Here is a 26301-nt window from a genome sequence, read left to right as displayed (position 1 = left end):
AAGTTTTAAAAAATGAATAAAAAGCTACTAATTTTTATGCCAGCACTAAACGAGGCAGAGACTATCTACTCAGTATTGCAGTCCATACCTAAAAGTATTCTTAGTTTTGATGCTATTGAGTTATTGGTAGTAAATGATGGTAGTACGGATAAAACGGAACAAGAGGCTTTAAAAGCAGGAGCAACAGTATTGTCACATTCACATAATAGAGGGGTTGGTAGTGCTTTTCAAACGGCTGTGGATTATGCTCTAGAGTCAAATGCAGATGTACTAGTAAGTATAGATGCCGACGGGCAATTTAGTGTTAACGAAATTGCAAATATGGTAGTTCCAATTATTGAGAAAAGAGCCGATTTTGCTATTGGTAATAGATTTAGTGGTAAAAGACCGGAGCGAATGCCAAAAATAAAATTTTGGGGTAATAAACAAGTAAGCAAAATTGTTAGTTACGTTGGAAATACTAAAATTCAAGATGCTTCTTGTGGTTTTAGAGCATATTCTAAAGATAGTCTTTTAAACCTCAATTTACAAGGCGCATTTACTTATACGCATGAAACTATACTAGATTTATTAAATAAAGGTAAAAGAGTTGCTCAAATACCAATTTCTGTAAAATATTTTGATGGTCGAGTTTCACGTGTTGCAAATAGTATAACAACATATGCTTTTAAAACATCTGTAATAATATTTAAATGTTTAAAAGATTACAAACCATTCCAGTTCTTTATGTCTATTGCGGCATTCATTTTTTTGTTCGCAATGCTTTTAGGCGGTTTTGTATTACTGCATTGGATAAATACGGGACAAATAACGCCTTATAAAAGCTTTGGTTTTATAGCGTTATCACTTTGTGGTATGTCTTTAGTTGTAGTTACTTTAGCATTTATAGCAGATATGTTAAATAGGATTAGAAATAATCAAGAAAAATTACTTTACATAACTAAAAAGAAATATTTTGAAGAAAATTGATTATTCTAAACTTAAGGCGGTTCCAGAAAGCGAAGATTTTGCTGGTAAATATGAAGATGAAAGTAAAATTGCAGAATTATTAGTAAATAACTATTTTAAATCAGTTTCAAAATTATTATCTAAAATAGAAAATGTAATCTCAGCCCATGAAATTGGAGTGGGGGAAGGTCGTTCTACCATGCGATTAAGTAAAATGGTAAATAATCTAACTGGTTCTGAATTTGTTAAAGATTTAATTCCATATGCAAAGAAAAATAATCCCAATTTAAAAATTTTTAATGAAAGTGTTTACGAATTAAAATATGAAAACGAAAGTGTAGATTTAGTTTTTTTATTAGAAGTACTTGAACATTTAGATTATCCGGAGTTAGCATTAGATGAAATAAAAAGAATATCTAAGGAGTATCTTATTCTTGGAGTACCAAGAGAACCTTTGTGGAGAGTTTTAAATATGTGTCGTTTTAAATACACAAAAGATTTTGGTAATACTCCAGGGCATTTAAATCATTGGTCTAGAAAATCAATAGTTAAATTGATTGAGAGAAAATATGGCGAAGTAATAGCTATAGAATCTCCAGTTCCATGGACTATAGTTTTAGCAAAAAAGTATACCAACTAAATATTAATATTCATTTTAGGTCTGAAACTAATGTTTAACATAAAAAAAATATTGAATGCTGAAAATATTAAACAAGGGTATCGTTATATATTAATTAGTGTTATAAGTTATGTATACGTATTTCTAAGCTTGTATGTGTTAGTAGATGTGTTATTATGGGCTAAACAGCTTTCTTTTATAATTGTATATGGTATAGCCTATGTTTTATTATATACAATTCAATTAAAGTATCTTTTTTATAAAAATCATAACAAGAAAAAGTTTATCAAATATTGTATTACAATTCTTAGTTTTTATTTATTAGCTAACCTTTTGTATTATATTGGTTTAAAGATGGAGATTAATTATTTAGTAACAACGGTTTTTACAATATTAATTTTAATGCCGTTACGATTTCTAATTTACAAATTCTTTGTTTACAAAGATTAATTTTAAAGAAAATAAACAAAAATAAATGCATATAGGTTTTATTACATCAGAGTATCCACATCCAAAAGTTAATCAAGCCGCAGGAATAGCTACAAGTATAAAAAATTTGGCGGTAGCTTTAGTTAAAAAAGGTGCTGTGGTTACTGTATTTGTTTATCATCAGAAAGCCTCGGAGGTTATTCATGATAAAGGTGTTGAAATACATTTAATAAAAAAGGAAACCTATATTTTTTTTACATGGTATTTGTATAGAAAACATATTCAAAACTATGTAAATACCGTAGTAAAAGACAAAAAAATAGATGTCCTTGAGGCTGCCGATTGGACAGGAATTACCGCATTTATGAAGCTAAAAGTACCTTTGGTTATCAGGTTTCATGGAAGTGACGCCTATTTTTGCAAATTGGATGGCCGCAAACAAAAGTTTAAAAACTTCATGTTTGAAAAATTGGCTTTAAAAAAAGCTTCAGCTTATATAGCCCCAACCACTTATGCAGGTATTGAAACCCAAAAAATTTTTGGATTACATAAAGCGAAAATTAAAACCATACATTATGGCTTGCAGTTAGAACATTTTGAAAATGAAAACCCAGAAGAATTTAATAAAAACACTATTCTGTATATAGGAACAATCATTAGAAAAAAAGGAGTTTTAGAATTGGCCGAAATCTTCAATAAAGTAGTTATAGAAAATCCAGAAGCAAAACTAATTTTAATAGGAGGAGACTCATCAGATATTAAAACAGGTGAAAGTTCAACCTATAAATTAATGGAAGGTATTTTTTCTAATAAGGCGAAAAAACAAGTTAATTATCTAGGTAAAATTCCTTATAATGAAGTTAAGGAACATATAAAAAACGCTCATGTTTGCACATTTCCTTCTTTTGCCGAAACTTTAGGCATGGTAACTATAGAGTCTATGGCTATGCAAAAACCAGTAGTAAATACAAATATAGGTTGGGCAAAGGAATTAATTGATGATGGAGTTAATGGTTATTTAGTTCATCCTAAAGACATAGAGTTGTATGCAGAAAAAATACTTAAGTTGATGAATAATAATGATTTGTGCTTAGAAATTGGAAAAGCAGCTAGACTAAAAGTAGAAACCCTTTTTGATATTAATAAAAATGCTGATATTAATATTGAATATTATAAATCTATTTTAAACTAAATGATTCTACTTATACATAAAAAAAATATTGTAAAAGAAATCATTGATTTAGAAACGAATCAACTAATAAAGTGTACTATTACTAAACCTATTGCAGCATTATTTTTTTTAGCAGATAATTATAAAGATAGGTTGTTGGTTTGGTGTCATCAATCATTAAAACCATTTTTAAATAAACAAGAAATAAAAAAGTCATTTCATCTTAAAAATATGATGATGTCTTTTAGTGCGCATCAATATTTACCCGAACAAATTGGATATGTTGAAGATTCTCCTTTTTTAAAAGTGAACAAAAATGTAAAGTATCCAACATGGCTTATGAGTAGTAATGTAGGAGTAATATATGCATCGCAATTGCTTAAATTTAAGAATCAAGTTAAAGAAAATGATTCTTTTGATTTTGTTTTAAATTCTATTGCCAAATTAGGTATGCCAAAAGGTTTATTTTGTTATTCTGACCCTAAACTTTTAAAAGAAACCTTAATAGATGTAAAGGTTCAAGCTTCATATTATGTGTTGTTTAAATTTGTTAAACTGCATTATAAAGGTGTTTGGAGTGTTCTGTTATTATTGAATTTTATAATTTACGATAGTAAATTCCTTTTTCTTTCCTTTATTAAAACTGTTTTTATTAAAAAGCTTAATTATGAACCATGCTTTAGTTTAGAGGCACTAAGTAAACCAGACTTTAAGGATGTTACTATCGATGTTATTATACCCACAATAGGAAGAAAAGACTTTTTACATGATGTGTTATTAGATTTAGAAAAGCAAGCCTTATTACCCAAAAAGGTTATCATTGTTGAGCAAAATGAAGTAAAAAATAGTAAAACCGAATTAGATTTTATTTCTAATAAATCGTGGCCTTTTAAAATTGCACATAAGTTTATTCATCAAACTGGAGCTTGTAATGCTAGAAATTTGGCTTTAAAAAGTGTTACAGCAGATTACGTGTATTTAGCAGACGATGATAATAAGTTTGATAAAGGTTTACTTAAAAGCATCATTCAAAAAATGCAATCCTTTAATTTTGATGTGATAGCCATGAGCTATTTGCAAAAAAATGAAATAGAGAAAAATAAAAAAGACATTCAATGGCATGCTTTTGGCGGAGGCAGTAGTGTAATAGCTTCAAAATATTTAGAGACCGTTAGTTTTAATATGGCTTATGAGTTTGGTTATGGTGAAGACACAGATTTTGGCATGCAATTAAGAAACCTAGGAGCAGATGTTATATACACACCAGACATAAAAATATTACACTTAAAAGCGCCTATAGGAGGATTTAGAACTAAATTTATACACCCTTGGGAAAAGCATGTAGATCTTAAACCAAAACCATCGCCAACTGTTATGTTAAGCAGAATGAATAACACAACTAAACAGCAATTATTAGGATATAAAACAGGTCTTTTTATAAAATTTTATAAAGATCAAGACATTATAAACCCTTTTAAATATTATACAGTATTTAAAAAACAATGGCAAGAAAGTGTGAGTTGGGCTAATAAATTGAAAAAAGGATAAAATGAATTTCTCTTTAGTAGTATGCACATACATGAGACCAACGGCTTTACAGAATTTATTAAATTCGGTAAACAAGCAAACGTTATACCCAAACGAAATTATTATTGTTGATGGTTCTTTAGATGATAGCACTTCAATTGTATTAAAAAATAATACTATTAAAAATTTAAAATATGAATTGGTAGATAGTGACAATCGAGGATTAACTAAACAAAGGAATTTTAGTCTTAATAGGATTGGTGCTGATATTGATATTATATGTTTTCTGGATGATGATATTATTTTAGAAGAAGATTATTTTCAAAACCTAATTCGGACCTATAAAATAAAAAAAGATGCTTTAGCAGTTGGTGGTTATATTAAAAATGAAGTTTTATGGAAAAAAGAAACAGAGCCAAGAAGTGATAATAAATTTTATTTTGATGGTTGGATGCGGATAGAGCCTTCACGCTTTATGTTAAGGCGGAAATTTAATTTAGAGCCAGATACACCACCAGGGTATTTACCAACATTTGCGCATGGCAGATCTATTGGTTTTTTGCCACCTTCTGGTAAAATTTATCAAGTAGAACAAATAATGGGAGGCGTTTCTTCTTATAAAAAAGAGGTGTTTAATCAATTGTCTTTTTCTACCTATTTTGAAGGCTATGGACTTTATGAGGATGCCGATTTTAGTTTGCGACTTGCCAAAACCGGTAAGTTATATGTAAATACTGCCGCTCAATTAAACCATTATCATGATAAGAAAGGAAGGCCAAATAAATATAAATATGGAAAAATGGTGGTTAGAAATGGTTGGTATGTTTGGCGTGTAAAGTATCCAAAACCAGAATTAATGGCAAGAATAAAATGGCATAGTACGGTTTTTTTGTTAACAGCTATCCGTTTGAGCAACACACTAACAACTAAACAAAAAAAAGAAGCTTTTAGTGAAGGTTTAGGTCGCGTTGTTGGCTGGTTTTCGCTTATTATCAATAAACCAAAAATGAATTAATGGATACCATATATATATTAAATATTCCAAACTTTTATGCGTCTTATTACTTATACGGACTTAATAAAGAGTTTAAAGTAAAATTCAAAATGGACGATAGGTTTTTAAAATATAATAACAGACCTTTTTTAATATTTAGTCTAAATAATAAAATTGCGGTTATAAATAATGATGATCCAGTGTATTTTGATCAAAAACTGTATGACCTTTCAGATGCTTTTTTTGTAACTAACAAGCTTTTAGATAATCCATCCTTTCAGCAAGAAAAAGTAAAACCACTTTTTCCACATTACCCCATTAACATTGTACCATTATATTTAAAGTTTTTTAACTTTAGTTTATTTAAATATTTAAAATTTAAATCAATAATTAAAGAGCTATATATATTAAAAAGTCGACCTGTTTATAAAGATTATAATTTGAAAATAGAAAAAGATAATTATATCTTTTTTTCTTCAAGTATTTGGAAAAAAGAAAAAGAAACAAACACTATTCGAGCCGAATTTATTCGCTACTGTAAGGCTGATGAACGGATAACTTTTGAGGGTGGCTTTATACCACGATCAGATGGAGAAAACCTTAATTTCAGCGCCGAATTAAATCATATAAAATACCCTCCCAATACCTTTTCTAAGTTAAGTAAAAAATCGAAAATAGTATTAAATAATGCAGCTGTATGGGGGGCTGTAAGTTGGCGATTGGCAGAGTACTTAAATCAAAGTTTGTTTATTTTATCATTCCCGTTTAAAATAGAACTTCCCTTACCATTAAAACACGAAGAAGAGATATATAGTATTAATGATAAAAGCGAATTTAAAATGTTGTTTGATAAGGTTTTAAATAATCCGGATTATCATAAAAAAATAGCAAAGCGTGGAAAGGATTATTTTTCAAAATATTGTACGCCAAGTGCTCAAGCAAAATATATTGTAACTACTCTTTTAAATTAAATGAAATTTTTAATCATCACTCATGTAAAACATAAATTGAAAGTAGAGGCTATTTCTGCTTATGCGCCTTATGTTCGTGAAATGAACATTTGGTTAAAACATGTGGATGATGTTATCATTTTAGCTCCAAAAACTTGTGATGCTATTGATAGTCTTGATTTAAATTATCAACATAATAAGATTCAGTTTAAACCCATTAAGCATATTCAGTTTACAAGTTTAAAAACTATTGTTAGTTCACTATTTAAACTACCTTCAATTTTAATATCTATATATAAAGAAATAAAAAAAGCAGACCATATTCACTTACGTTGCCCTGGTAATATTGGGCTATTAGCTTGCATAGTTCAAATATTTTTCCCAAAAAAAATAAAAACTGCAAAGTATGCTGGTAATTGGGATCCAAAGTCTAAGCAGCCTTTAAGTTATAGACTTCAAAAGTGGATATTATCCAATACCTCTTTAACAAAAAACATGACGGTTTTAGTTTATGGCCAATGGGAAAATCAAACTAAAAATATTAAATCTTTTTTTACGGCGAGTTATTTTGATAGCGAAAAGAAAAAACCTGAAATAAGAAGTTTTTCACAGACGTTAAAGTTTGCCTTTGTAGGTAGTTTAGTATCTGGAAAACGTCCATTACTTGCTATTAAAATTATTGAAAGCCTGTATAAAAAAGGACATAATGTGAGACTCGATTTGTACGGAGCAGGAGATCTAGAAGAAGAGTTACAGCAATATATATTGGATAATAATTTAGGTCATATTGCAATGTTACAAGGAAATAAAGGTCAACAGGTTTTAAAAGAAGCCTTAAAAAAAACGCATTTTGTAGTGTTATTGTCTAAGTCCGAGGGTTGGCCAAAGGCTGTTGCAGAAGCCATGTTTTACGGAGCTATTCCTATTTCAACTTCAATTTCATGTATTCCGTTTATGTTGGATCATGGAAAAAGAGGTTTATTAGTAGAACCGAATTTAAAAACAGCAACTGATAAAGTAGCATCCTATTTAAATAAAGTAGAAGTACTGGAGGAAATGTCTAAATTAGCATCAAAATGGTCTCAAAAATATACTTTAGATGTTTTTGAAACCGAAATTGCAAAATTATTAGGCTAATAGATGAGGGTTTTACAATTAATAGATTCTTTACAAACGGGTGGTGCAGAAAGAGTTGCTGTAAATATTGCTAACGCTTTATCTACGGAAATAGAGTATTCTGGGTTGTGTGTTACAAGAAAAGAGGGACTCTTAAAAGCAGATATTATTAAAACAGTAGATTATTTATTTTTAAATAAAAAACACGTTTTTGATATTAAATCAATTTATCGGTTAAACAGTTTTGTAAAACAAAGAGATATACAATTGCTTCATGCCCATTCGTCGTCATTTTTTTTAGCCACAATTATAAAGTTATTTAATAGAGATATAAAAGTTATTTGGCATGATCACTATGGAAATAGTGAGTTCTTAAAGGATAGGAGTAGTGCTGTTTTAAAATGGTGTTCAAAATATTTTTCGCATGTTTTTAGCGTAAACAATAATTTAAAGTATTGGGCAATGCAGAATTTATACGTCAAAAATATATCGTATTTACCTAATTTTGCGATATTAAATACACAATTAAAGGAAACAGAGCTAAATGGTAAAGCGGGTAAACGTATTGTTTGTTTAGCTAATTTAAGAGATCAAAAAGATCATTTTACCCTAATTAATGCTTTTAAGCAAATAGTTAATAAATATCCTAATTGGTCGTTACATTGTGTAGGTAAAAATTTTCATGATTCATATGCCTTTAAGCTTATCGAAAGTATAGACGCTTTGGGATTAAAGTCTTGTATTTACTTTTATGATTCCAAACCAGATATTTTTAATATTTTATCGCAATGCGAAATAGGAGTTTTATCCTCTAAATCTGAAGGTTTACCAATCTCCTTATTAGAATATGGATTGTCAAGTTTGGCAGTAGTTACCACACGGGTGGGGGAGTGTGAAATGGTTATAAAGGATCGTGTAAATGGTTTATTAGTAAATCCATCTTCTTCAGAACAATTGTCCGAAGCGCTATTACTATATATTGAAAACAAGGAATTACGAGAAACGTTTAAGAAACAATTTAATAAACATGTAGAAGAAAATTTTTCGGCTACAGCACAGATAAAAAATATTATTAATACTTATAAATTAATTAAAAAATAATTTTGAAACATATTAATTATATAAAAATTATTGGTTTACACATTTTAATTGGTTTACTAATTTATATGTTTTCAGGTTTATCTGTATTATACTTAATCCTCATTTTTATTTATTTTACCAATAAAATTCATAAATCTAAACTGTCTCAAAAAGCCTTAAATGTTTTATTGGCTTGTGCTTATATTGCTGGTGCAGAGGTTTTTATAAGGATGACCGGTGGTAACTTTTTATATGAAGCTTCAAAATATTTAGTTGTATATTTTACATTGTTCGGGATTTTTACCATTAAATTAAGCAAACAACCAATGCCCTATATAATATATATATTCTTGCTTATTCCTGGTATTTTGGTGGCAGGTTTAAATGCTACAGAGCATTCAAACTTAAGAACTGATATCGCATTTAATTTAAGTGGCCCAATTTGCTTAGGTATTGTGTCTGTGTTTTGTTTTAAAAAGAAAATTAGTTATAATAACCTGCATACTATATTATTATATTTAGCTTTGCCTTTAATAGCTATGACTGTTTATCTCTTTTTATTTACTCCAGATATAAGAGAAACACTAAGAGGAACGGGGTCTAATTTTGCGGCGTCAGGAGGGTTTGGTCCTAATCAAGTATCTACAGTATTGGGGTTAGGGATGTTTGTGTTTTCTATAAGATTTTTTATGCAGTCTCCAACTTTGTTTCTAAAAATAATTAATGGCGTAATATTGGGGGCAATTAGTTTTAGAGGAATTGTTACTTTTAGTAGAGGTGGGGTTTTAACAGGCTTAATTATGATTGCTGCATTCTTGTTTTTCTATTTTAGAAAAGTAAATAGTAAGGCTAAATTTAGGATTAGCCGTTTAGTAATTGTTTTCTTAAGTCTTGGACTTTTTGTGTGGTTATTTTCATCCATCCAAACAAGTGGTTTAATTGATAATAGATATACAAATAAAGATGCTTTAGGTAGAGAAAAACAAGATATTTCAACTGGTAGAAGCGATTTAATTTCCTTCGAATTAGAAGAATTTTATAATAATCCAATTTTAGGAGTTGGAGTTGGGAAAATTAAACAACTTAGAGAGCAAAAAGTAGGATTACTTGCAGCATCTCATAACGAAATGAGTCGTATTTTGTCAGAACATGGTTTATTTGGTGTTTCTGCATTAATAATATTGTTACTCGTACCATTAATTTTTAGGTTTAGTAACAGATCAAATGTCTTTTTTTATTCATGTTATTTATTTTGGTTTTTAACCATAAATCATTCTGCCATGCGTATTGCTGCACCGGCATTTATTTACGGGCTTTGTTTATTGAATATACAATACAAAAAATCAATTCCTAAAGCTCAAAATGTAAAAAGAATAAAAACGAAGCAACTATAAAATATTGAAAACCATAGTTTACATAGGTAATAAAGGCAATAGTAAGTCGTCATCTAATTTGTCATCAATAGATGTATTAGGTCCCTTGTTAGGTAAATCTGGTTATACCATTTTTTCGGCATCCCAAAGACAAAATATAATTTTAAGATTACTGGAAATGTTGTGGGTATGTTTTAAAAACAGGAAAAAAGCAAACTACGTAATTATCGATACCTACAGCACACTAAATTTTTACTACGCTTATATTGTAAGTCAATTTTGTAGAATTTTAAAGTTGAAATACATTCCAATTCTTCATGGCGGAAACCTGCCTGAAAGACTTAAAACGGCACCTAAATTATCAAAATATATATTTAAGAATGCGTTTGTTAATGTCGCACCTTCATTATATATGAAATCTAATTTTGAAGCCTTAGGTTATAACAACATAATCAACATACCTAATTCAATAGAACTTGAAAATTACACTTTTAAAGAAAGAAATTTTGATAGTGTTAATTTACTTTGGGTACGTTCCTTTTCAGAAATATATAACCCTTTATTGGCTATTAAAGTTTTAAAAGCGCTTAAAGAGAAGAATATTAAAGCAAAGCTTTGCATGGTTGGACCAGATAGTAATGGAGGTTTACAAGAAGCAAGAGACTTTGCTAAAAAATTAAATGTTGACGTGCGCTTTACTGGGAAATTATCAAAACAAGAATGGGCTAAGCTTTCAGAGGATTATAATATTTTTATAAACACAACAAATTTTGATAATATGCCAGTAAGTGTTATTGAAGCTATGGCTTTAGGCTTGCCTGTTGTGTCTACAAATGTTGGAGGTATCCCTTTTTTAATTGACAATAAAGTAAATGGTTTATTAGTAAATCCTAATTCTATTAACGAATTTTTAGATGCTATAAATAGTCTTATTAAAGATCAAACTAAAACTAATAAAATAATTAAACAAGCCCGGGTAAGTGCCGAAAGGTTTGATTGGAAAGCTGTTGAAAAACTATGGATTAAAGTTTTGGAATAATTTATCCATTTTTGATTTAACTTGTTATATTTACGGTCTCTCACTTCATTTGTTTATAATGGCTAAAAATAGCATTCATTTTAATATCTCAGAGCGTAAAATACTCCTGCGTATTTTCGATATTTTATCGATATTATTGGTGTTATATTTTGTTAGTAAAACATTTGATTTTGATTACTTTACATTAAATAAAGAAAATTGGACCTGGGAATTAGTCCTTATTTTATACGTTTCCGTTTTCGGAACCATTTTCGAGTTATATGATTTGCAAAAGTCAAGCAAGATTGAGAAAATATCTGTAGGTATCGTATTTACGGTATCAATTACGGTATTATTCTATCTTCTCACACCATTTTTTACTCCAGAATTACCAGTTAATAGGTTACAAATTCTGTACTTTTATTTTGCAATTCTTATTGCATTGTTTTTATGGAGGATAGCATATGTTAGCTTCATTGTTTCTCCAAGATTTTATAAGAAAGTTTTAATTATTGGTGAAACTTCAAATATAGAAACCATTGTAGAAACTTTTAAAAGCTCGGATCCAAACTACAAAATAGTTGGTTTTGTTAATTGTGAAACTGATAAGTTGGCATCAGTAAAGTTTAATGCTATTCCAGAATATAGGCCCAACCAGATTAATGAGATTATAAAAAAAGAAAATATATCCGAAATAGTCGTTGCAAGTTATAAATCTGAAACTATAACTTCAGAGATATACTATACCTTAATTAAATTGCTAGAAGAAGGGTTTCCTATTAATGAGTATACTCAAGTTTATGAGGATATGGCTCAACGGGTACCTGTACAATTTGTAGGCAAAGATTTTTATAAATATTTTCCATTTAGCAGAAGTAATCAAAATAAATTGTATCTATTTTTTCATCGTTTTTTCGATATCTTAATTGCTATAGTTGGACTTTTAATGGGTATTGTAATTTTACCAATTATTCTTTTAGGGAATATTATTGGTAACAGAGGGCCTCTTTTTTATTCTCAATACAGGATTGGTAAAAATGGGAAGGATTTTAAAATTATTAAGTTCCGAACCATGATAAAAAATGCGGAGAAATCTGGTGCCGTTTGGGCCAAAAAAGGAGATTCTAGGGTAACACCATTTGGTAAGTTTCTTCGGCATTCTAGATTAGATGAAATCCCTCAGTTTGTTAATATTTTAAAGAATGAAATGAGTTTAATTGGTCCAAGGCCAGAACGTCCATTCTTTGTAAAAGAACTGTCTCAAATACTTCCTTTTTATGAGACTAGACATATTGTTAAGCCTGGACTTACAGGCTGGGCACAGGTTAAAACAAGATATGCGTCTTCAGTAGATGATAGCTTAATCAAACTTCAATATGATTTATATTATATAAAACACAGAAGCTTTTTTCTTGATATGAATATCATATTAAAAACCTTGAGCACTATTATTTTCTATAGAGGACAATAACTAAATTGCTCTACAGTTAGTAAGACTTACAAGGTAAAAAAATTATATTTTATTGTAATACTTCACTAGAAAAACATATCTAATAAACAAGGCTATTAGAAGTGGTATTAATCCAATAGCGTAAACTTGAACACCTATTATCCAATGAAGCGTTAAAAGGCAAAGGAGTATTATTAATAGTTTAATATACTTTACAAACCATGTGCTTGGAGTTTTTCTTAATAGCTGACCAATGACTAAAATATTAAGGGCAGAAGCCCAAAGTAAATTATAGTTTTGATGTGTTCCTGAATGATCTGTTGCAAACCATAATAATAGAATCATGACACCAATTAACCCTGTTATTGTAAAAAGTATGATATCTAGCCATTTAGTTCTGCGACTGTTTTTGTAGTCTTTATAAGTAATATAAAGTATAAATAAAGCTATAAGGCTTAAAATAAAAACCGGACTCGTAAAAAAGGTATTTGCTTGAGGTGTGTCTTTTTTAGAATATAAAACATGGCTTTGTTTAACCAAAGGTTTCTTTGTATTTCCTATAGTAGCATTTTCAAAAAACGTATATATGTTTTTTGGTAAAAACATATGGTCTTCTGGAGTTGCCTTTCTGTCAATTACCGAACCTAAAGCTAAATCGATACCTAAACTTCCCCAAGAATTTTTGTTTAGTTCATTTTGAATTAATGTTCTAAATGTGGCGTCTTGAAAATCATTTGGGTTATTAAATGTAATGGTATTGTTTGAAGCATTGTTTACTACATCTTTAATTTTTGTAGCACAATTATCATAAAAAAACTCGTATAAATAAGGCCTGTTTTCTGGTTTGTAATTATTTATTAAATAGTTGTAAAGCTTTTGCTTTTCGGCTTGAGATAGGTTAAGTGTTTGCTCTCTAATACTTCTATTATAGTATACATAAACTTGATAAAACCTATTAAAACTGGTTTTGCTTATTAGGTAATTAAGTTTTCCTTGCGCGAATTTTAAGTAGAAATTGGGAGCATCAAAATCGTATTCTCCATAGCCATAAACGGTATCAATTCCGTTTTTTAAGTCTTTAATTCTAAAAGCACTATGGCCAAAAGCATCGTTTAAAGACGCGCCTGGACCAACTGTTAAAACACTAATTTCAGCTTCAGTTGATAATTGATTGTTTTGAGAAAACGTAATTTCAACAATAAAAAACAGAAGGAGAATAAGTTTAAAATGGTGTTTCATTATCTAAAGATACTTAAATCAATTTTTAAAGAAAACACATTAGAATATAGTGCTACACTTTGGTCGCCAATATCTGTAAAGGCATAATCAACCTGGATGCCATTGTATTTAAAACCTAGGCCAAAACTTGGCTGAAAACTTAATTGTTCGCTATTGTCAAGCTGTAATTCGTTTTGAAAATTCCCCATGCCAGCTCTTAAATATACCATATCGATATAACCAAACTCAAAACCTAATGCAGGATTTATACTTGCGAATGATGTTGAAATAAGATCATTGTTTTCTTCAAAACGAACATTAAGGTTTACCGAAGTTAAAAGCGTGTAATCATAATTAAAATCAACTAATTTTGAAATTCCAATTTGTAATTTCGGAATGGTAATTTCCGTGCTTTCTGGTAATTCTTGATTCTGACCTTCAACTGCATCGCTAATAGTAGCAAATTCTTCTTCATCAATAGCCCAAGCATTAAAAGTAGTTGTTATGTCTCTGGCCATGACACCAAACTTCCAATCGTTTTCAGTTTCAAACTGAACGCCAACATCTAAACCAAAACCCCAAGACGATGCAAAATCGCCAATAACTCTTCTAATCACTTTTGTATTTACCCCATAATTAAGTCCTTGAACAGGTAATTGTCTAGCATAAGAAAAGGTTAAACCATAATCTGCAGTAGAAAACAAACTAATTCTATCATAATTTATATTGCCTTCTGCATCAATAAGTTGTGTAGTGTTTAATATATCATCAACCGCAAAACGAATTAGAGAAATACCTACGGCACTTCTGTCATCCAAAGGCATGGCAAAGGCAGCATAATCATAATTAGCAATGTTAGCAAAATAACTAGAATGCATTAAGGATAATTGATTGTCTTCAAGTTTTAATAGTCCTGCAGGGTTCCAATACCCCGAATTTACATCTGAAGTATGAGACGTAACTGCGCTACTCATACCCAAAGCAGCAGCGTCCACACCAATATTCATAAACTCATTAGAGTATTTTCTAACGGTTTGGCTAAATAGAGTAGCAGATAAAACACAAAATAGTGTAGTGATGTAAAGTCTCAATCGCGATTTTTTTACAAAGATGCACATAATTTACATTCTTTAAAACTTCAAATTATAATAGATATTGCTTTAGACGGAAATTGTTTGCTATTTTTACACAATTAAAATAAGTAATTATGAAAAAACAAATACCTAATGCACTTACACTTTTAAATTTATTGTGTGGATGCATTGCTGTAATTCTTGCAGTTCATAGCAATTTTGTTACATCGGGTTTATTTGTTTTTCTTGGTATCTTTTTTGATTTTTTTGATGGTTTTGCCGCCAGAAAGTTAAAGGTGCAGAGTGAATTAGGTCTGCAATTAGACTCGTTAGCAGATATGGTTACTAGCGGATTAGTTCCGGGAATAATCATGTATAAATTACTAAGCTTAACAATTGAGACTGAAATTGTATCAAGCAATAGCTGGGTGTCAAATTCTAATGGGATTGATTTTAATTTACCAATATTACCGTTATTAGGCTTATTAATTACATTAGCTTCAGCATACCGCTTAGCAAAATTTAATCTGGATGAAGACCAGCAAACGTATTTTAAAGGCTTACCTACACCAGCAAATACCTTGTTAATTATATCATTACCACTCATACTAGAATTTCAAAATAACGATGCTATAAATACTATTATTCTTAATAAGTGGTTTTTAATTGGGCTCACTTTCATTAGTTGTTATCTGCTTAATTCGGGCATTAAACTATTTGCATTAAAATTTAAAAACTTTAGTTTTAAGGATAACGCCATTCGATACATTTTTATAATTTTGTGCGCTGTACTTTTAGTTGTTTTGCAATTTGCAGCTATTCCAATTATTATATTACTTTATATTATTATGTCTGTTTTAGACAATTTAACTTCAAAATAAGTTTTTCCCATGTTAGAAAACATTTTTACGCTATTAATGTTAGTAGCTCTTCAAGCCGTTTTAGGATTTGATAACCTTTTATACATTTCTTTAGAAAGTAAAAAAGCACCAATTTCAGACCAAAAGAGAGTCAGAAAAGTGGGTATTTTAATTGCTATTGGATTAAGAATAGTATTGCTTTTTGTTTTAGTATCTATTATTGATTTTTTTCAAGAACCATTTTCATTTCTAACAGGCGGAATTACAGATGTATTAAAATTTGCTTTTAACGGTCATAGTATAATTGTGCTTGCCGGTGGTGGTTTTATTATTTACACGGCTATTAAAGAAATTTGGCATATGATTTCTACTAAAGATTTAGATCATGATGTTGAAAGTGATGGAAAAAGTAAGAAATCTGCTAATGCAGTTGTTACAAGTATTGTTATTATGAACTTAGTGTTTTCTTTCGATTCTATATTAGCAGCAATTGGACTTACAAGTTCTATAGAAAACTCAACTACAGCATTTATTATCATGGCAATTGCTATTGTGTTTAGTGGCTTATTGATGCTCGTATTAGCAGATAAAATCTCCGTATTCTTGGCTAAAAATAGAATGTATGAAGTTTTAGGTTTGTTTATCTTATTTATTGTTGGTATTATGTTGGTTACCGAAGGTGGGCACTTAGCACATTTAGAAATTTTTGGCGAGCATATTGTGCCTATGAGTAAAACAACATTCTATTTTGTACTAGTTGTTTTAGTGGTTGTAGATGTGGTACAAGGGCGTTACCAAAAGAAAATAATAGCAGAACAGGAGCAATCAAATAATAGTTAATAAAAGCATTTTATGAAACTTCCATAACTCGTTTATATACCCAAAGAAATTAATATATGGAGGCTGTAAGTAACCATTGAAAACAATATATATAAACACATGAAAGAGATTAAATATCCGGTAAGTTTTAAGTTTAATATTGGAACCATCGCTAACGACTTTGTTGCGAAAGACACATTAGGTATAACATTGGCTTATGTTAAGCAGAAAATGTTTAAACTAAAGGAAGATATTCTGATTTATGATGATGAAAGTAAATCAAATTTAGAATACCGAATACATGCCGATAAGTGGATAGATTTTTCTGCTGCTTACAGTATGAAAGACAAAAATGGAACTGAACTTGGCAAAATTGCTCGAAAAGGTTGGAAGTCTTTGTGGAAAACAGAATACGAATTGATAGATCAACACCAGAAGCTACAATATCATGTTAGAGAAGATAATGCTTGGGTAAAAGTATTTGATGGCATACTAGGTCAAATTCCAATTATAGGTGGTTTTACAGGATATTTTTTCAACCCTAGTTATAGTGTTTTAGATTTAAATAATAAAGCTGTCCTTAGGATGAAAAAGGAAGCCTCATTTTTTGGAAGAAAATTTGAATTGTCTAAGCTAAATGATTTTGATGCAGATGATGAAGAACGTATTATTCTAGGTTTAATGATGATGCTACTTTTAGAACGTAGAAAAGGGTAGTTTTTTCTGAAAATAATCAATTGAAGCCTAGAATTATTCTCTAATTTTTTTATATTTTAAAATTCTTACTTATTTGTTATTCATGCCTGTACAAGAATAACAAAACTTAGTTACAAAGTGCGTTAGGGATAGAAGTGGATAGCCCACAACCCGACGATAGGAGGAGCGATGACTTGTAGCGGATAGCCTGACCCTTGTGGTAACGCCCAAATTGTTTTAACTATTAAAGAATAAGAAAATAAGCCTTAGCTTTTACTCGCGAATTTTCTTTTTACGAAGCTCAAAATTCTGACCTAAATAGACTTTACGCACCATTTCATCGTTAGCAAGGTCTTCTGGGATACCATGTTTTAGTATTCCACCTTCAAACATTAAATACGTTCTATCTGTAATGGCAAGTGTTTCTTGTACGTTATGGTCGGTAATAAGGATACCAATATTCTTTTTGGTAAGTTGGGCTACAATACGCTGAATATCTTCAACAGCAACTGGGTCAACTCCAGCAAAAGGTTCATCTAAAAGAATAAAACTAGGGTCTGTTGCTAAAGCACGAGCAATTTCGGTACGGCGACGCTCCCCACCAGATAATAAATCACCACGACTTTTACGAATATGCCCTAAACCAAATTCTTCTATAAGTGATTCCATTTTATCGTGCTGTTCTTTTTTACTCAATTTAGTAAGTTGAAGCACACTTAAAATATTATCTTCAATACTTAATTTTCTAAATACTGATGCCTCTTGTGCTAAATAGCCAATACCGTTTTGTGCACGCTTGTACATTGGGTATTTTGTGATTTCGGTATTATCTAAAAATATATGACCACCATTAGGCTTTATTAAACCAACAATCATGTAGAAAGATGTTGTTTTTCCAGCACCATTTGGTCCTAATAAACCAACAATTTCACCTTGGTTTACTTCCAACGACACGTCTTTTACTACTTTTCGTCCGCTGTAGGACTTCATTAAATTTTCGGCTCTTAAAATCATATTTTTATATACTTAACGCTAAAAATAGTAAAATCATATGCACTATTGTAACGTAATGTTCGATTATTTGTTAATATCAAGCGTGTTGCTTTTCTTTTTTCTTTTGGTTTCTAATTACAACTTTAGAAATATAGATGCTTACTTGGTATAAAATTAAAATTGGTATTGCTACAATAACTTGACTAGCAATGTCTGGCGGCGTAATAATGGCAGATAGAATAAGTACAATTACAAGGGCATATTTTCTGTATTTTTTTAATATTTCTGGAGTTACTAGACCTACTTTAGTTAAAAAGTATATAATAATTGGTAGCTCAAAAATTAAGCCTGATGCTAGTGCAGAAGATCGCACTAAAGCTATGTATGAGCTTATATCAATTTGATTGTCTACTCTTGTAGAGATGCTATAATTAGCTAAAAAATTAAGCGATAAAGGCGTTACAATATAATAGCCGAATAATACACCAATAAAAAACAGCATTGAAGAAATAATAATAAAACCGCGTGAATGTTTACGTTCATTACTATGTAAGCCAGGGCTAATAAATTTCCAGAGTTGGTAAATAACATAAGGGAAGGAAATAATAAAACCGCCTAAAATGGCCGTCCAGATATCTGCAGAAAATTGCCCTGCCATAGTTCTGTTTTGTAATATCATGGGCATTTTTTCAGCACAAAACGTGGTGTCTACACCAATTAAGTTTGCAGTTTGACACAACATATTATACGTTGGGAAACTCATGTCTAGTGGAGCAAAAATGATAGATTCAAAAATAAATCGACTAAAAATAAAGGCTAGTGTAGCTACTATTACCACAGCCGTAATTATTCTAATTAAGTGCCATCGTAAGTCTTCAAGATGATCTAGAAAAGACATCTCATTAATATCTTTTTTTGCCATTATATAATGCCTTCTTTTATTAAATCGTGTAAGTGTACCACTCCAGCGTATTTATTGTTTTCTTCAACTAATAATTGCGATATACCATAGGTTTCCATAACCTCTAAGGCATCAATAGCCATAGCTTCTGCTTGAATGCGTTTAGGGCTTGCACTCATAATGTCTTTTGCAGTTAACCCTGAGAAATCATCAACTTTACTTAGCATTCTACGTAAATCACCATCTGTTATAATACCAATAATTTCATCATTTTCAACTACAGCTGTAACACCTAACATTTTTTCAGTTATTTCAACAATAACATCTTTAATATTTGTAGTTGGAGAAACTTTTGGTTTTTCGTTAACAGAAGAAATGTCTAGAACACGTAAATATAATTTTTTGCCTAAAGCACCACCAGGATGGTATTTAGCAAAATCGTTACTAGAAAACCCACGTAATTCTAATAAAGCAATTGCAAGCGCATCGCCCATAACAAGCTGTGCTGTAGTACTAGTAGTTGGAGCTAAATTATTAGGGCATGCTTCTTTTTCAACATATGTGTTTAAAATATAATCGGCATGTTGCCCTAAAAAAGAATCTATATTGCCCGTTATAGCAATCATTTTATTCTTAGCACTCTTTATTAAAGGAATAAGCACTTTAATTTCTGGTGTGTTTCCGCTTTTAGAAAGAAATATTACAACATCGTCTTTAAGAATTAATCCTAAATCACCATGAATAGCATCTGCAGCATGCATAAAAACCGCAGGTGTGCCTGTAGAATTTAATGTTGCAACTATTTTATTTGCTATAATGGCACTTTTTCCTATACCCGTTATTATTACGCGCCCTTTAGATTTGTAAATAAGCTGTGTAGCCTCTGCAAAATCTGCGGTTATCAAGCTAGATAAGTTTAAAATGGCCTTGCTTTCCATTTCAATTGTATGTCTAGCTATGTTAATAATAGAATTTTTGTCTTTCAAAATTTATTATATTTGAGTTGATGTTTAAAGATTTTGTTATCTTTATTGTTAATCAAATTGAATTTTGTTGTAATTTGAAAATTCGTTACAAAACTAACGAAAAAAAATATGAGGGTTCTCTAAATGCATAATGAAATTAAATAACCAAAATTTCTGCATTTCAGAATTTTAAAAAAATAATAATTTTAAATAATTCATGTCAATATCAAAAAGTGACTTGCATGCTGCTCTAAAAAAATATTTTGGATTTAATAAATTCAAAGGACTTCAAGAAGATGTTATAGAAAGTTTGTTGTCGGGTAATCATACATTTGTTATCATGCCAACAGGTGGTGGTAAATCTATGTGTTACCAATTACCAGCCTTAATGCAAGAAGGAACAGCTATAGTGGTTTCTCCGTTAATAGCTTTAATGAAAAATCAAGTAGATGCTATTCGAGGCATCTCTAAAGAAGATGGCGTAGCACACGTTTTAAATTCTTCATTAAACAAAACAGAGGTAAAACAAGTTAAAGAAGATATTGTAAACGGCGTTACAAAACTCCTTTATGTAGCACCAGAATCCCTTACCAAAGAAGAAAACGTCGAGTTTTTAAGAACGGTAAAAATATCCTTTATGGCTATTGATGAGGCGCATTGTATAAGCGAATGGGGTCACGATTTTAGACCAGAGTATAGAAACTTACGCCATATTATAAAACGTATAGGTGATAATATTCCAATAATAGGGTTAACTGCAACTGCAACACCTAAAGTACAAGAAGATATTATTAAAAATTTAGGAATTGGAGATGCCAAAACATTTAAGGCATCATTCAATCGTCCTAATCTTTATTACGAAGTAAAACCAAAAACTAAAAATGTAGATGTAGATATTATTCGGTTTATCAAACAGAATGATGGAAAATCTGGTATTGTATATTGTTTAAGCAGAAAACGCGTTGAAGAATTAGCACAGGTACTTCAAGTAAATGGTGTAAATGCCGTACCATATCATGCAGGATTAGACGCCAAAACTCGCTCAAGCCATCAAGATAAATTCTTAATGGAAGATGTAGATGTGGTAGTCGCTACCATAGCATTTGGTATGGGTATCGATAAACCAGATGTGCGTTTTGTAATTCATCACGATATTCCAAAAAGTATAGAAAGTTATTACCAAGAAACAGGGCGTGCCGGACGAGATGGAGGCGAAGGCCATTGTTTAGCATATTATGCTTATAAAGACATCGAGAAACTAGAAAAATTCATGTCTGGTAAGCCTGTAGCAGAGCAGGAAATTGGGCAAGCCTTATTACAAGAAGTGGTTGCTTTTGCAGAAACATCTATTTCTAGACGAAAATTTATACTTCACTATTTTGGTGAAGAGTTCGATACTAAGACCGGCGAAGGCGGTGATATGGACGATAATGTTAGGTTTCCAAAAAAGAAAGTTGAAGCCAAAGATGAAGTTAAAACCCTTCTGGAAACTATAGATAATACAAACGAAAAATATAAATCTAAAGATTTAGTAAATGTATTAATAGGTAAAGAAAACGCATTAATAAATTCTCATAAAACAAACACGCAGCCCTTTTTCGGAAAAGGAAAACATAAAGATAACAAATACTGGATGGCTTTGTTAAGGCAAGTATTGGTTGCCAGTTACCTAAAAAAAGACATAGAAACCTATGGCGTTATTAAATTAACAGAGGCAGGTAGAGACTTTATAAAAAAGCCTGCATCTTTCATGATGACCGAAGATCATATTTTTGAAGGCGCACAAGAAGATGGCAGTATTATTACCGCAGCAAAAGGCTCGGGAGCAGTAGCAGATGTTGCTTTAATGAGTATGCTTAAAGATTTGCGAAAAAAGAATGCCAAAAAACTTGGGGTACCTCCATTCGTTATTTTTCAAGACCCATCTCTAGAAGACATGGCGCTTAAATACCCTATAAATTTAACCGAGCTGGCAAATGTACATGGCGTTGGCGATGGTAAAGCAAAAAAATACGGTAAAGATTTTGTAGCCCTTATCGAAAAATATGTAGAAGAAAACGATATTGTGCGCCCAGACGATCTGGTTGTGAAATCCACGGGTACAAATTCTGCCAATAAACTGTACATTATCCAAAATATTGATAGAAAACTACCGCTAGACGATATTTCTTCATCCAAAGGCATGTCTATGCCAGATTTTATTAAAGAAATGGAAGCTATTGTGTATTCTGGTACTAAGTTGAATATAGATTATTGGCTTCATGATATTCTAGACGAAGACCAGCAAGAAGAAATTCACGACTATTTCATGGAATCTGAAACCGACAATATTGACGCCGCAATCGAGGAATTTGATGGCGATTATGACGATGAAGAACTCCGTTTATACCGTATTAAATTTATTAGCGAGGTAGCAAACTAATTTTAATTTATTAATTGTTTGGGCGTTACCCTAAAAAAGGGTCGGGCTTTTCAATACAAGTCCTCGCACCTTCTTCGTCGGGCTGTGGGCTTTCCATTACAATCCCTTACGCGAGTGTCTGCTAACTTACGTTTTAAACACGAAAGCTATGTTAGTTTTAGAATGGTTCGTTTAACGGTTTTGTGTATGAAACGTAGCGTATAAATAAACGCTGACTTTTCGGATTTAGCACGAGCCGAATTTTTTATTTTTATGTTTAAATTTCTTTTATAAATATAACCAAATAAAAAATTTGGTGTACTTTTTAAATATACAAAAAGCTCTCGAAAAGCCTATAATAGCTATGTTTTATACACGTTGTTGTGTTTTCGTACTTTGCTTTTTTTGGTCAATACATATATATTATGTATATTTGTACTCGGATTGGGCTTTTCCCGGTCGGCATTTTTCCTCGGTCTTTACTGGGGATTTTGTTTTTTATGGGAATACCTTATAACCAAATTTCTTCTTTTCAATTATATCATAAGCTCTATTTAATTGACTTGGTTTTAAATATTTCAGTCCAATTGGTCTAGCTGTTAGGTCAGCTAATTGTAATCCACTAGAATTTGTTTTTTTGTCAGATATTAAAAATTTATATACCATTTTTCCAAAGTTTATATTTTTATATCCGAACTGTTGATTTTCAGTACAAATTCTCAAAAATTCAAGTTCTAAATCTTTGTCTTCGTTATTTCCCCTTTTTTCAAAAATCAAAGAAATTTCTTTTCCTTCTTGACCGTTATATAATAGTATCTGATTTAGCTTTTCCAAACCGAAGCGTAAACCTAAATGATATGGGTTAAAAGGCTTATTGTATTTCGACATAAGTTTTCTTTTGTCAATAAGGATAGGAACAATCTGAAAAGGTATGTTTTCGATAATTTTTGATAAATCTGACATAAAGTTTTCTCTTAATTCTCTGTTAGTTCGCAAAAACTTAAAAGGCTCTTTAGTCTTTCTTATATCTATTTCGTGTAAAACTATTTGGTCGTGCCCAAAATACTTAAATTTAAAACGTTGAAGTTCTGGAACTGCTTGCTCTATGTAATCAGATATTTTAAAACAACAAAAAGTCAAAACAAATATTGGGTAATTATTGTCAATATTTTTCAATCCGTGGTCTCCTGATTCATCTACATAAACAATGTAGTCTCCTTTTTCTGTCATAAATTTTAATCTCTATTCGTATTTTTGTGGTATGAAACACAATGCAAAGATAAAGTTCCGTTTCAATGAACTTTATCGATTGTTAAACGAAGTTATCGTTTTTTTTCTGACAAAGTCAAGTGTTACACAGGAATGATATTATTAATTATAGAATATAAAAATATAGAGGCATTTAAGGGTAATGCCTTAAATAGTTTTAAAAACAATCTCTTGTTTTTTAGCAGATAACTGTAAAGATTTAATTTTGGTATGATCAAATTTAGAAACATCTTCTTCTTCAATTTGGAAATCTATTCTGGTAACATATCTTTTCGGAATATTTGAATGCTCCGATTCAAATTCATCAGAATCCGAGTTTAGTAATAACTCAAAATCATTTCCTTTAATGTTAAGTTTAGCGCCTTTATTCGTTTTAATTTTAAAACTACCAACAATTAAAGCGATTACGTAAAAGTAGCCTCCAAGCTCAGAAGTTTTGGCAAAGAGCACATTTTGTTCAGAAACAGCAAAGGCATCACCATCTACAGCGTTAATAATGTCTTCTATTTGGTTGTCTGTATTGGGCTCATTAGTATTTTGCTTATTACCAAAGGCAGAACGTATTTTATTAAAACTTAATTTCATAAAAAAGGATTTTTGTAAAACTAAAATTATAATTAATAAGCGCAAAACTAAAATCGTAAATCATTTCATGTAATGGTATCTATTTTTGTTAAAAGATACATGCGACATACATTTTATGATTTTTCTTAAGTATTAAGTTTTAATAATGAACTCATCTTGGCTTTTTATGTTTAACCGAAAATGAGATGAAATTTATTCAGATGAGTTTCTTTTTGAAAGGCATAGCATCGCTACGCATAAAAAACGTAACGAAATATGGATGAATTTGAGCCATTTTTTAGGAAATAGAAAAAGTCAAGATGAGTTCACTTTATGTTTCATATATTTGCATCTTCAAATAAAAACAGAATCATGCAAGACGGATTATACGCAAAATTTAACACAACAAAAGGAGAAATTCTTGTTGCTTTAGAGTATCAAAAAACCCCAGGAACGGTAGGTCATTTTGTTGCTTTAGCAGAAGGGAATTTAGAAAACAAAGTAAAACCTCAAGGAACACCATATTATGATGGTTTAAAATTCCATAGAGTGATTCCAGATTTTATGATTCAAGGTGGTTGTCCACAAGGGTCTGGTGCTGGAAATCCAGGGTACCAGTTTGATGATGAGTTTCATCCAGATTTAAAACACGACGGGCCAGGAGTATTATCTATGGCCAATGCAGGACCAGGAACAAACGGAAGTCAGTTTTTTATAACACATGTAGAAACATCTTGGTTAGATGGTAAACATACAGTTTTTGGTAAAGTTGTAACCGGACAAGATATTGTTGATGCTGTTGCACAAGGTGATAAAATAGAGAGTTTAGAAATTATAAGAGTAGGGGCAGATGCCGAAGCTTTTAATCCTATTGAAGCATTTAGAACTTTTGAAGGATCTAGAGCAAAAAGAGAAGCAGAAGTAAAAGCTGCCGCAGAGGCAGAATTAGATAAACTAGCTGCAGGTTTCGATAAAACCGAAAGTGGTTTACGTTACCAAATTATCCAAAAAGGAGATGGTGTAAAAGCAGAAAAAGGACAAACAGTTTCTGTACATTATAAAGGACAATTATCTGACGGAACTGTTTTTGATTCGTCATACAAACGTAATGCACCTATTGATTTTCCATTAGGAGTAGGTCAAGTTATTCCAGGATGGGATGAAGGTATTAGTTTATTAAAAGTTGGAGACAAAGCGCGTTTAGTAATCCCGAGTCATTTAGGATACGGTAGTGCTGGTGCAGGAGGTGTTATACCTCCAAATGCTACTTTAGTTTTTGATGTAGAATTGATGGATGTAAAATAACATTTCACTACATATTAAAATAAAGAAGCACCTTATTAAGGTGCTTTTTTATTTTAACAGTTATAATAACTAATTGACCGAATACTTTTGTAAATATTCTTACGGTTTTTGTACCTTTATATTATGGTTAGTGTAAGGGATACAGGTTTATATAAGCATGTACTAAAAGAATGTAATTATGCTTTTGGTAATGTTTATATGTTTAAAGACTTTGTTGTTTCAGAATTTTTTAAAGGAGAAACTATAACTTGGGATAATCATGCGAAAATCATGATTTACGACATCGAATCTTTTTATGATACAGATGGTTCAGATGTGGTTTATATATCGAATAGAATTAATTCTTATTCTGTTGTAGCTTCAGATTGGTTAAAGTTTTACAAGTCAAGCTATAAAGTAAAAGCCTATTGTATTGTTTCAGAGAAAGATGTAGGTTTTTTAAACTCTATGATAGAAAAATTATTTTTCAAAAAGCAAATTTTGCATTTCACCAATTTATTAGCAGCTGTGAATTTTGTTGAAAAAGGCCTGGTAGAAATCTCTTAACAATTGGTTATATTTG

General features: G+C 30.6%; 24 protein-coding genes. 17 read left to right on the top strand and 7 right to left on the bottom strand.

All coding sequences use genetic code 11. The features are described from left to right. Nucleotides 1-12: 12 nt before the first annotated feature. The 11 genes from SJY43_RS15135 to SJY43_RS15085 all read left to right on the top strand — a co-directional run bounded on the left by SJY43_RS15135 (nt 13) and on the right by SJY43_RS15085 (nt 12696). A complete protein-coding gene (locus SJY43_RS15135) occupies nt 13-969 on the top strand; it encodes a glycosyltransferase family 2 protein (protein WP_396601580.1) in 957 nt (318 codons plus the stop codon). Then, nucleotides 956-1588, top strand: a complete 633-nt coding sequence (locus SJY43_RS15130) for a class I SAM-dependent methyltransferase (protein ID WP_396601579.1) — start codon at nt 956-958, stop codon at nt 1586-1588. Before SJY43_RS15135 ends, SJY43_RS15130 begins: the two co-directional genes overlap by 14 nt. A gap of 454 nt (nt 1589-2042) precedes the next feature. Then, on the top strand, nt 2043-3188 hold the full coding sequence (locus SJY43_RS15125; protein ID WP_396601578.1) for a glycosyltransferase family 4 protein: 1146 nt from the start codon (nt 2043-2045) through the stop codon (nt 3186-3188). After that, nucleotides 3189-4715 carry a glycosyltransferase family 2 protein gene (locus SJY43_RS15120; protein ID WP_396601577.1) on the top strand — a complete coding sequence of 509 codons (1527 nt, stop codon included), beginning with the start codon at nt 3189-3191 and terminating at the stop codon, nt 4713-4715. A 1-nt stretch (nt 4716) separates the two neighbouring features. Next, nucleotides 4717-5709, top strand: coding sequence for a glycosyltransferase family 2 protein (locus SJY43_RS15115; RefSeq protein WP_396601576.1), 993 nt, complete (start codon nt 4717-4719; stop codon nt 5707-5709). Beyond that, nucleotides 5709-6659 carry a hypothetical protein gene (locus SJY43_RS15110; protein ID WP_396601575.1) on the top strand — a complete coding sequence of 317 codons (951 nt, stop codon included), beginning with the start codon at nt 5709-5711 and terminating at the stop codon, nt 6657-6659. Before SJY43_RS15115 ends, SJY43_RS15110 begins: the two co-directional genes overlap by 1 nt. Further along, nucleotides 6660-7775, top strand: coding sequence for a glycosyltransferase family 4 protein (locus tag SJY43_RS15105; RefSeq protein ID WP_396601574.1), 1116 nt, complete (start codon nt 6660-6662; stop codon nt 7773-7775). 3 nt (nt 7776-7778) lie between these two features. Then, entirely contained in the window at nt 7779-8855 is a 1077-nt protein-coding gene (locus tag SJY43_RS15100; protein WP_396601573.1) for a glycosyltransferase, read from the top strand. A gap of 2 nt (nt 8856-8857) precedes the next feature. Beyond that, entirely contained in the window at nt 8858-10228 is a 1371-nt protein-coding gene (locus SJY43_RS15095; RefSeq protein ID WP_396601572.1) for an O-antigen ligase family protein, read from the top strand. A gap of 4 nt (nt 10229-10232) precedes the next feature. Further along, nucleotides 10233-11246, top strand: a complete 1014-nt coding sequence (locus tag SJY43_RS15090; RefSeq protein ID WP_396601571.1) for a glycosyltransferase family 4 protein — start codon at nt 10233-10235, stop codon at nt 11244-11246. Nucleotides 11247-11304: 58 nt separating this feature from the next. Further along, on the top strand, nt 11305-12696 hold the full coding sequence (locus tag SJY43_RS15085; RefSeq protein WP_396601570.1) for a sugar transferase: 1392 nt from the start codon (nt 11305-11307) through the stop codon (nt 12694-12696). Nucleotides 12697-12738: 42 nt separating this feature from the next. On the opposite strand, the gene SJY43_RS15080 is transcribed toward SJY43_RS15085, so the two are convergent. Continuing rightward, a complete protein-coding gene (locus SJY43_RS15080) occupies nt 12739-13914 on the bottom strand; it encodes a DUF4105 domain-containing protein (protein WP_396601569.1) in 1176 nt (391 codons plus the stop codon). Beyond that, entirely contained in the window at nt 13914-14900 is a 987-nt protein-coding gene (locus tag SJY43_RS15075; protein WP_396603421.1) for a PorV/PorQ family protein, read from the bottom strand. The genes SJY43_RS15080 and SJY43_RS15075 overlap by 1 nt, the downstream gene beginning before the upstream one ends. 200 nt (nt 14901-15100) lie before the next feature. Here SJY43_RS15075 and SJY43_RS15070 point away from each other — a divergent pair, with 200 nt between their 5' ends. The 3 genes from SJY43_RS15070 (at nt 15101) to SJY43_RS15060 (ending at nt 17362) form a co-directional block, all read left to right on the top strand. Then, nucleotides 15101-15847 carry a CDP-alcohol phosphatidyltransferase family protein gene (locus SJY43_RS15070; RefSeq protein ID WP_396601568.1) on the top strand — a complete coding sequence of 249 codons (747 nt, stop codon included), beginning with the start codon at nt 15101-15103 and terminating at the stop codon, nt 15845-15847. A 9-nt stretch (nt 15848-15856) separates the two neighbouring features. Next, nucleotides 15857-16666 (top strand): TerC family protein, encoded by an 810-nt coding sequence (locus SJY43_RS15065; RefSeq protein WP_396601567.1) that lies wholly within the window; start codon nt 15857-15859, stop codon nt 16664-16666. Nucleotides 16667-16765: 99 nt separating this feature from the next. After that, the gene (locus SJY43_RS15060) at nt 16766-17362 is read left to right on the top strand and encodes a hypothetical protein (RefSeq protein ID WP_396601566.1); all 597 of its coding nucleotides are present in this window, start codon (nt 16766-16768) and stop codon (nt 17360-17362) included. 252 nt (nt 17363-17614) lie between these two features. On the opposite strand, the gene lptB is transcribed toward SJY43_RS15060, so the two are convergent. The 3 genes from lptB to SJY43_RS15045 all read right to left on the bottom strand — a co-directional run bounded on the left by lptB (nt 17615) and on the right by SJY43_RS15045 (nt 20173). Beyond that, nucleotides 17615-18355, bottom strand: coding sequence for an LPS export ABC transporter ATP-binding protein (gene lptB / locus SJY43_RS15055; protein WP_396601565.1), 741 nt, complete (start codon nt 18353-18355; stop codon nt 17615-17617). A 76-nt stretch (nt 18356-18431) separates the two neighbouring features. After that, nucleotides 18432-19256, bottom strand: coding sequence for a twin-arginine translocase subunit TatC (tatC, locus tag SJY43_RS15050; protein ID WP_396601564.1), 825 nt, complete (start codon nt 19254-19256; stop codon nt 18432-18434). Then, nucleotides 19256-20173, bottom strand: coding sequence for an SIS domain-containing protein (locus tag SJY43_RS15045; protein ID WP_396603420.1), 918 nt, complete (start codon nt 20171-20173; stop codon nt 19256-19258). Before SJY43_RS15045 ends, tatC begins: the two co-directional genes overlap by 1 nt. Before the next feature lie 244 nt (nt 20174-20417). Here SJY43_RS15045 and SJY43_RS15040 point away from each other — a divergent pair, with 244 nt between their 5' ends. After that, entirely contained in the window at nt 20418-22622 is a 2205-nt protein-coding gene (locus SJY43_RS15040; protein WP_396601563.1) for a RecQ family ATP-dependent DNA helicase, read from the top strand. Between the two features lie 477 nt (nt 22623-23099). Here SJY43_RS15040 and SJY43_RS15035 read toward each other — a convergent pair whose 3' ends face one another. After that, nucleotides 23100-23831, bottom strand: a complete 732-nt coding sequence (locus SJY43_RS15035) for a DUF3800 domain-containing protein (protein ID WP_396601562.1) — start codon at nt 23829-23831, stop codon at nt 23100-23102. Between the two features lie 186 nt (nt 23832-24017). Then, nucleotides 24018-24455, bottom strand: a complete 438-nt coding sequence (locus SJY43_RS15030) for a hypothetical protein (RefSeq protein WP_396601561.1) — start codon at nt 24453-24455, stop codon at nt 24018-24020. A 351-nt stretch (nt 24456-24806) separates the two neighbouring features. Here SJY43_RS15030 and SJY43_RS15025 point away from each other — a divergent pair, with 351 nt between their 5' ends. Both SJY43_RS15025 and SJY43_RS15020 read left to right on the top strand, forming a co-directional pair. Beyond that, on the top strand, nt 24807-25739 hold the full coding sequence (locus SJY43_RS15025; RefSeq protein ID WP_396603419.1) for a peptidylprolyl isomerase: 933 nt from the start codon (nt 24807-24809) through the stop codon (nt 25737-25739). Between the two features lie 123 nt (nt 25740-25862). Further along, entirely contained in the window at nt 25863-26285 is a 423-nt protein-coding gene (locus SJY43_RS15020) for a hypothetical protein (protein ID WP_396601560.1), read from the top strand. Nucleotides 26286-26301: the final 16 nt, after the last annotated feature.

Origin of the sequence: Algibacter sp. R77976, assembly GCF_044594645.1 — a bacterium.
In the GTDB taxonomy this organism is placed as follows: domain Bacteria; phylum Bacteroidota; class Bacteroidia; order Flavobacteriales; family Flavobacteriaceae; genus Algibacter_B.
Note: the sequence above shows the minus strand (reverse complement) of the source record. Positions and strands in the feature narration are given on the sequence as shown.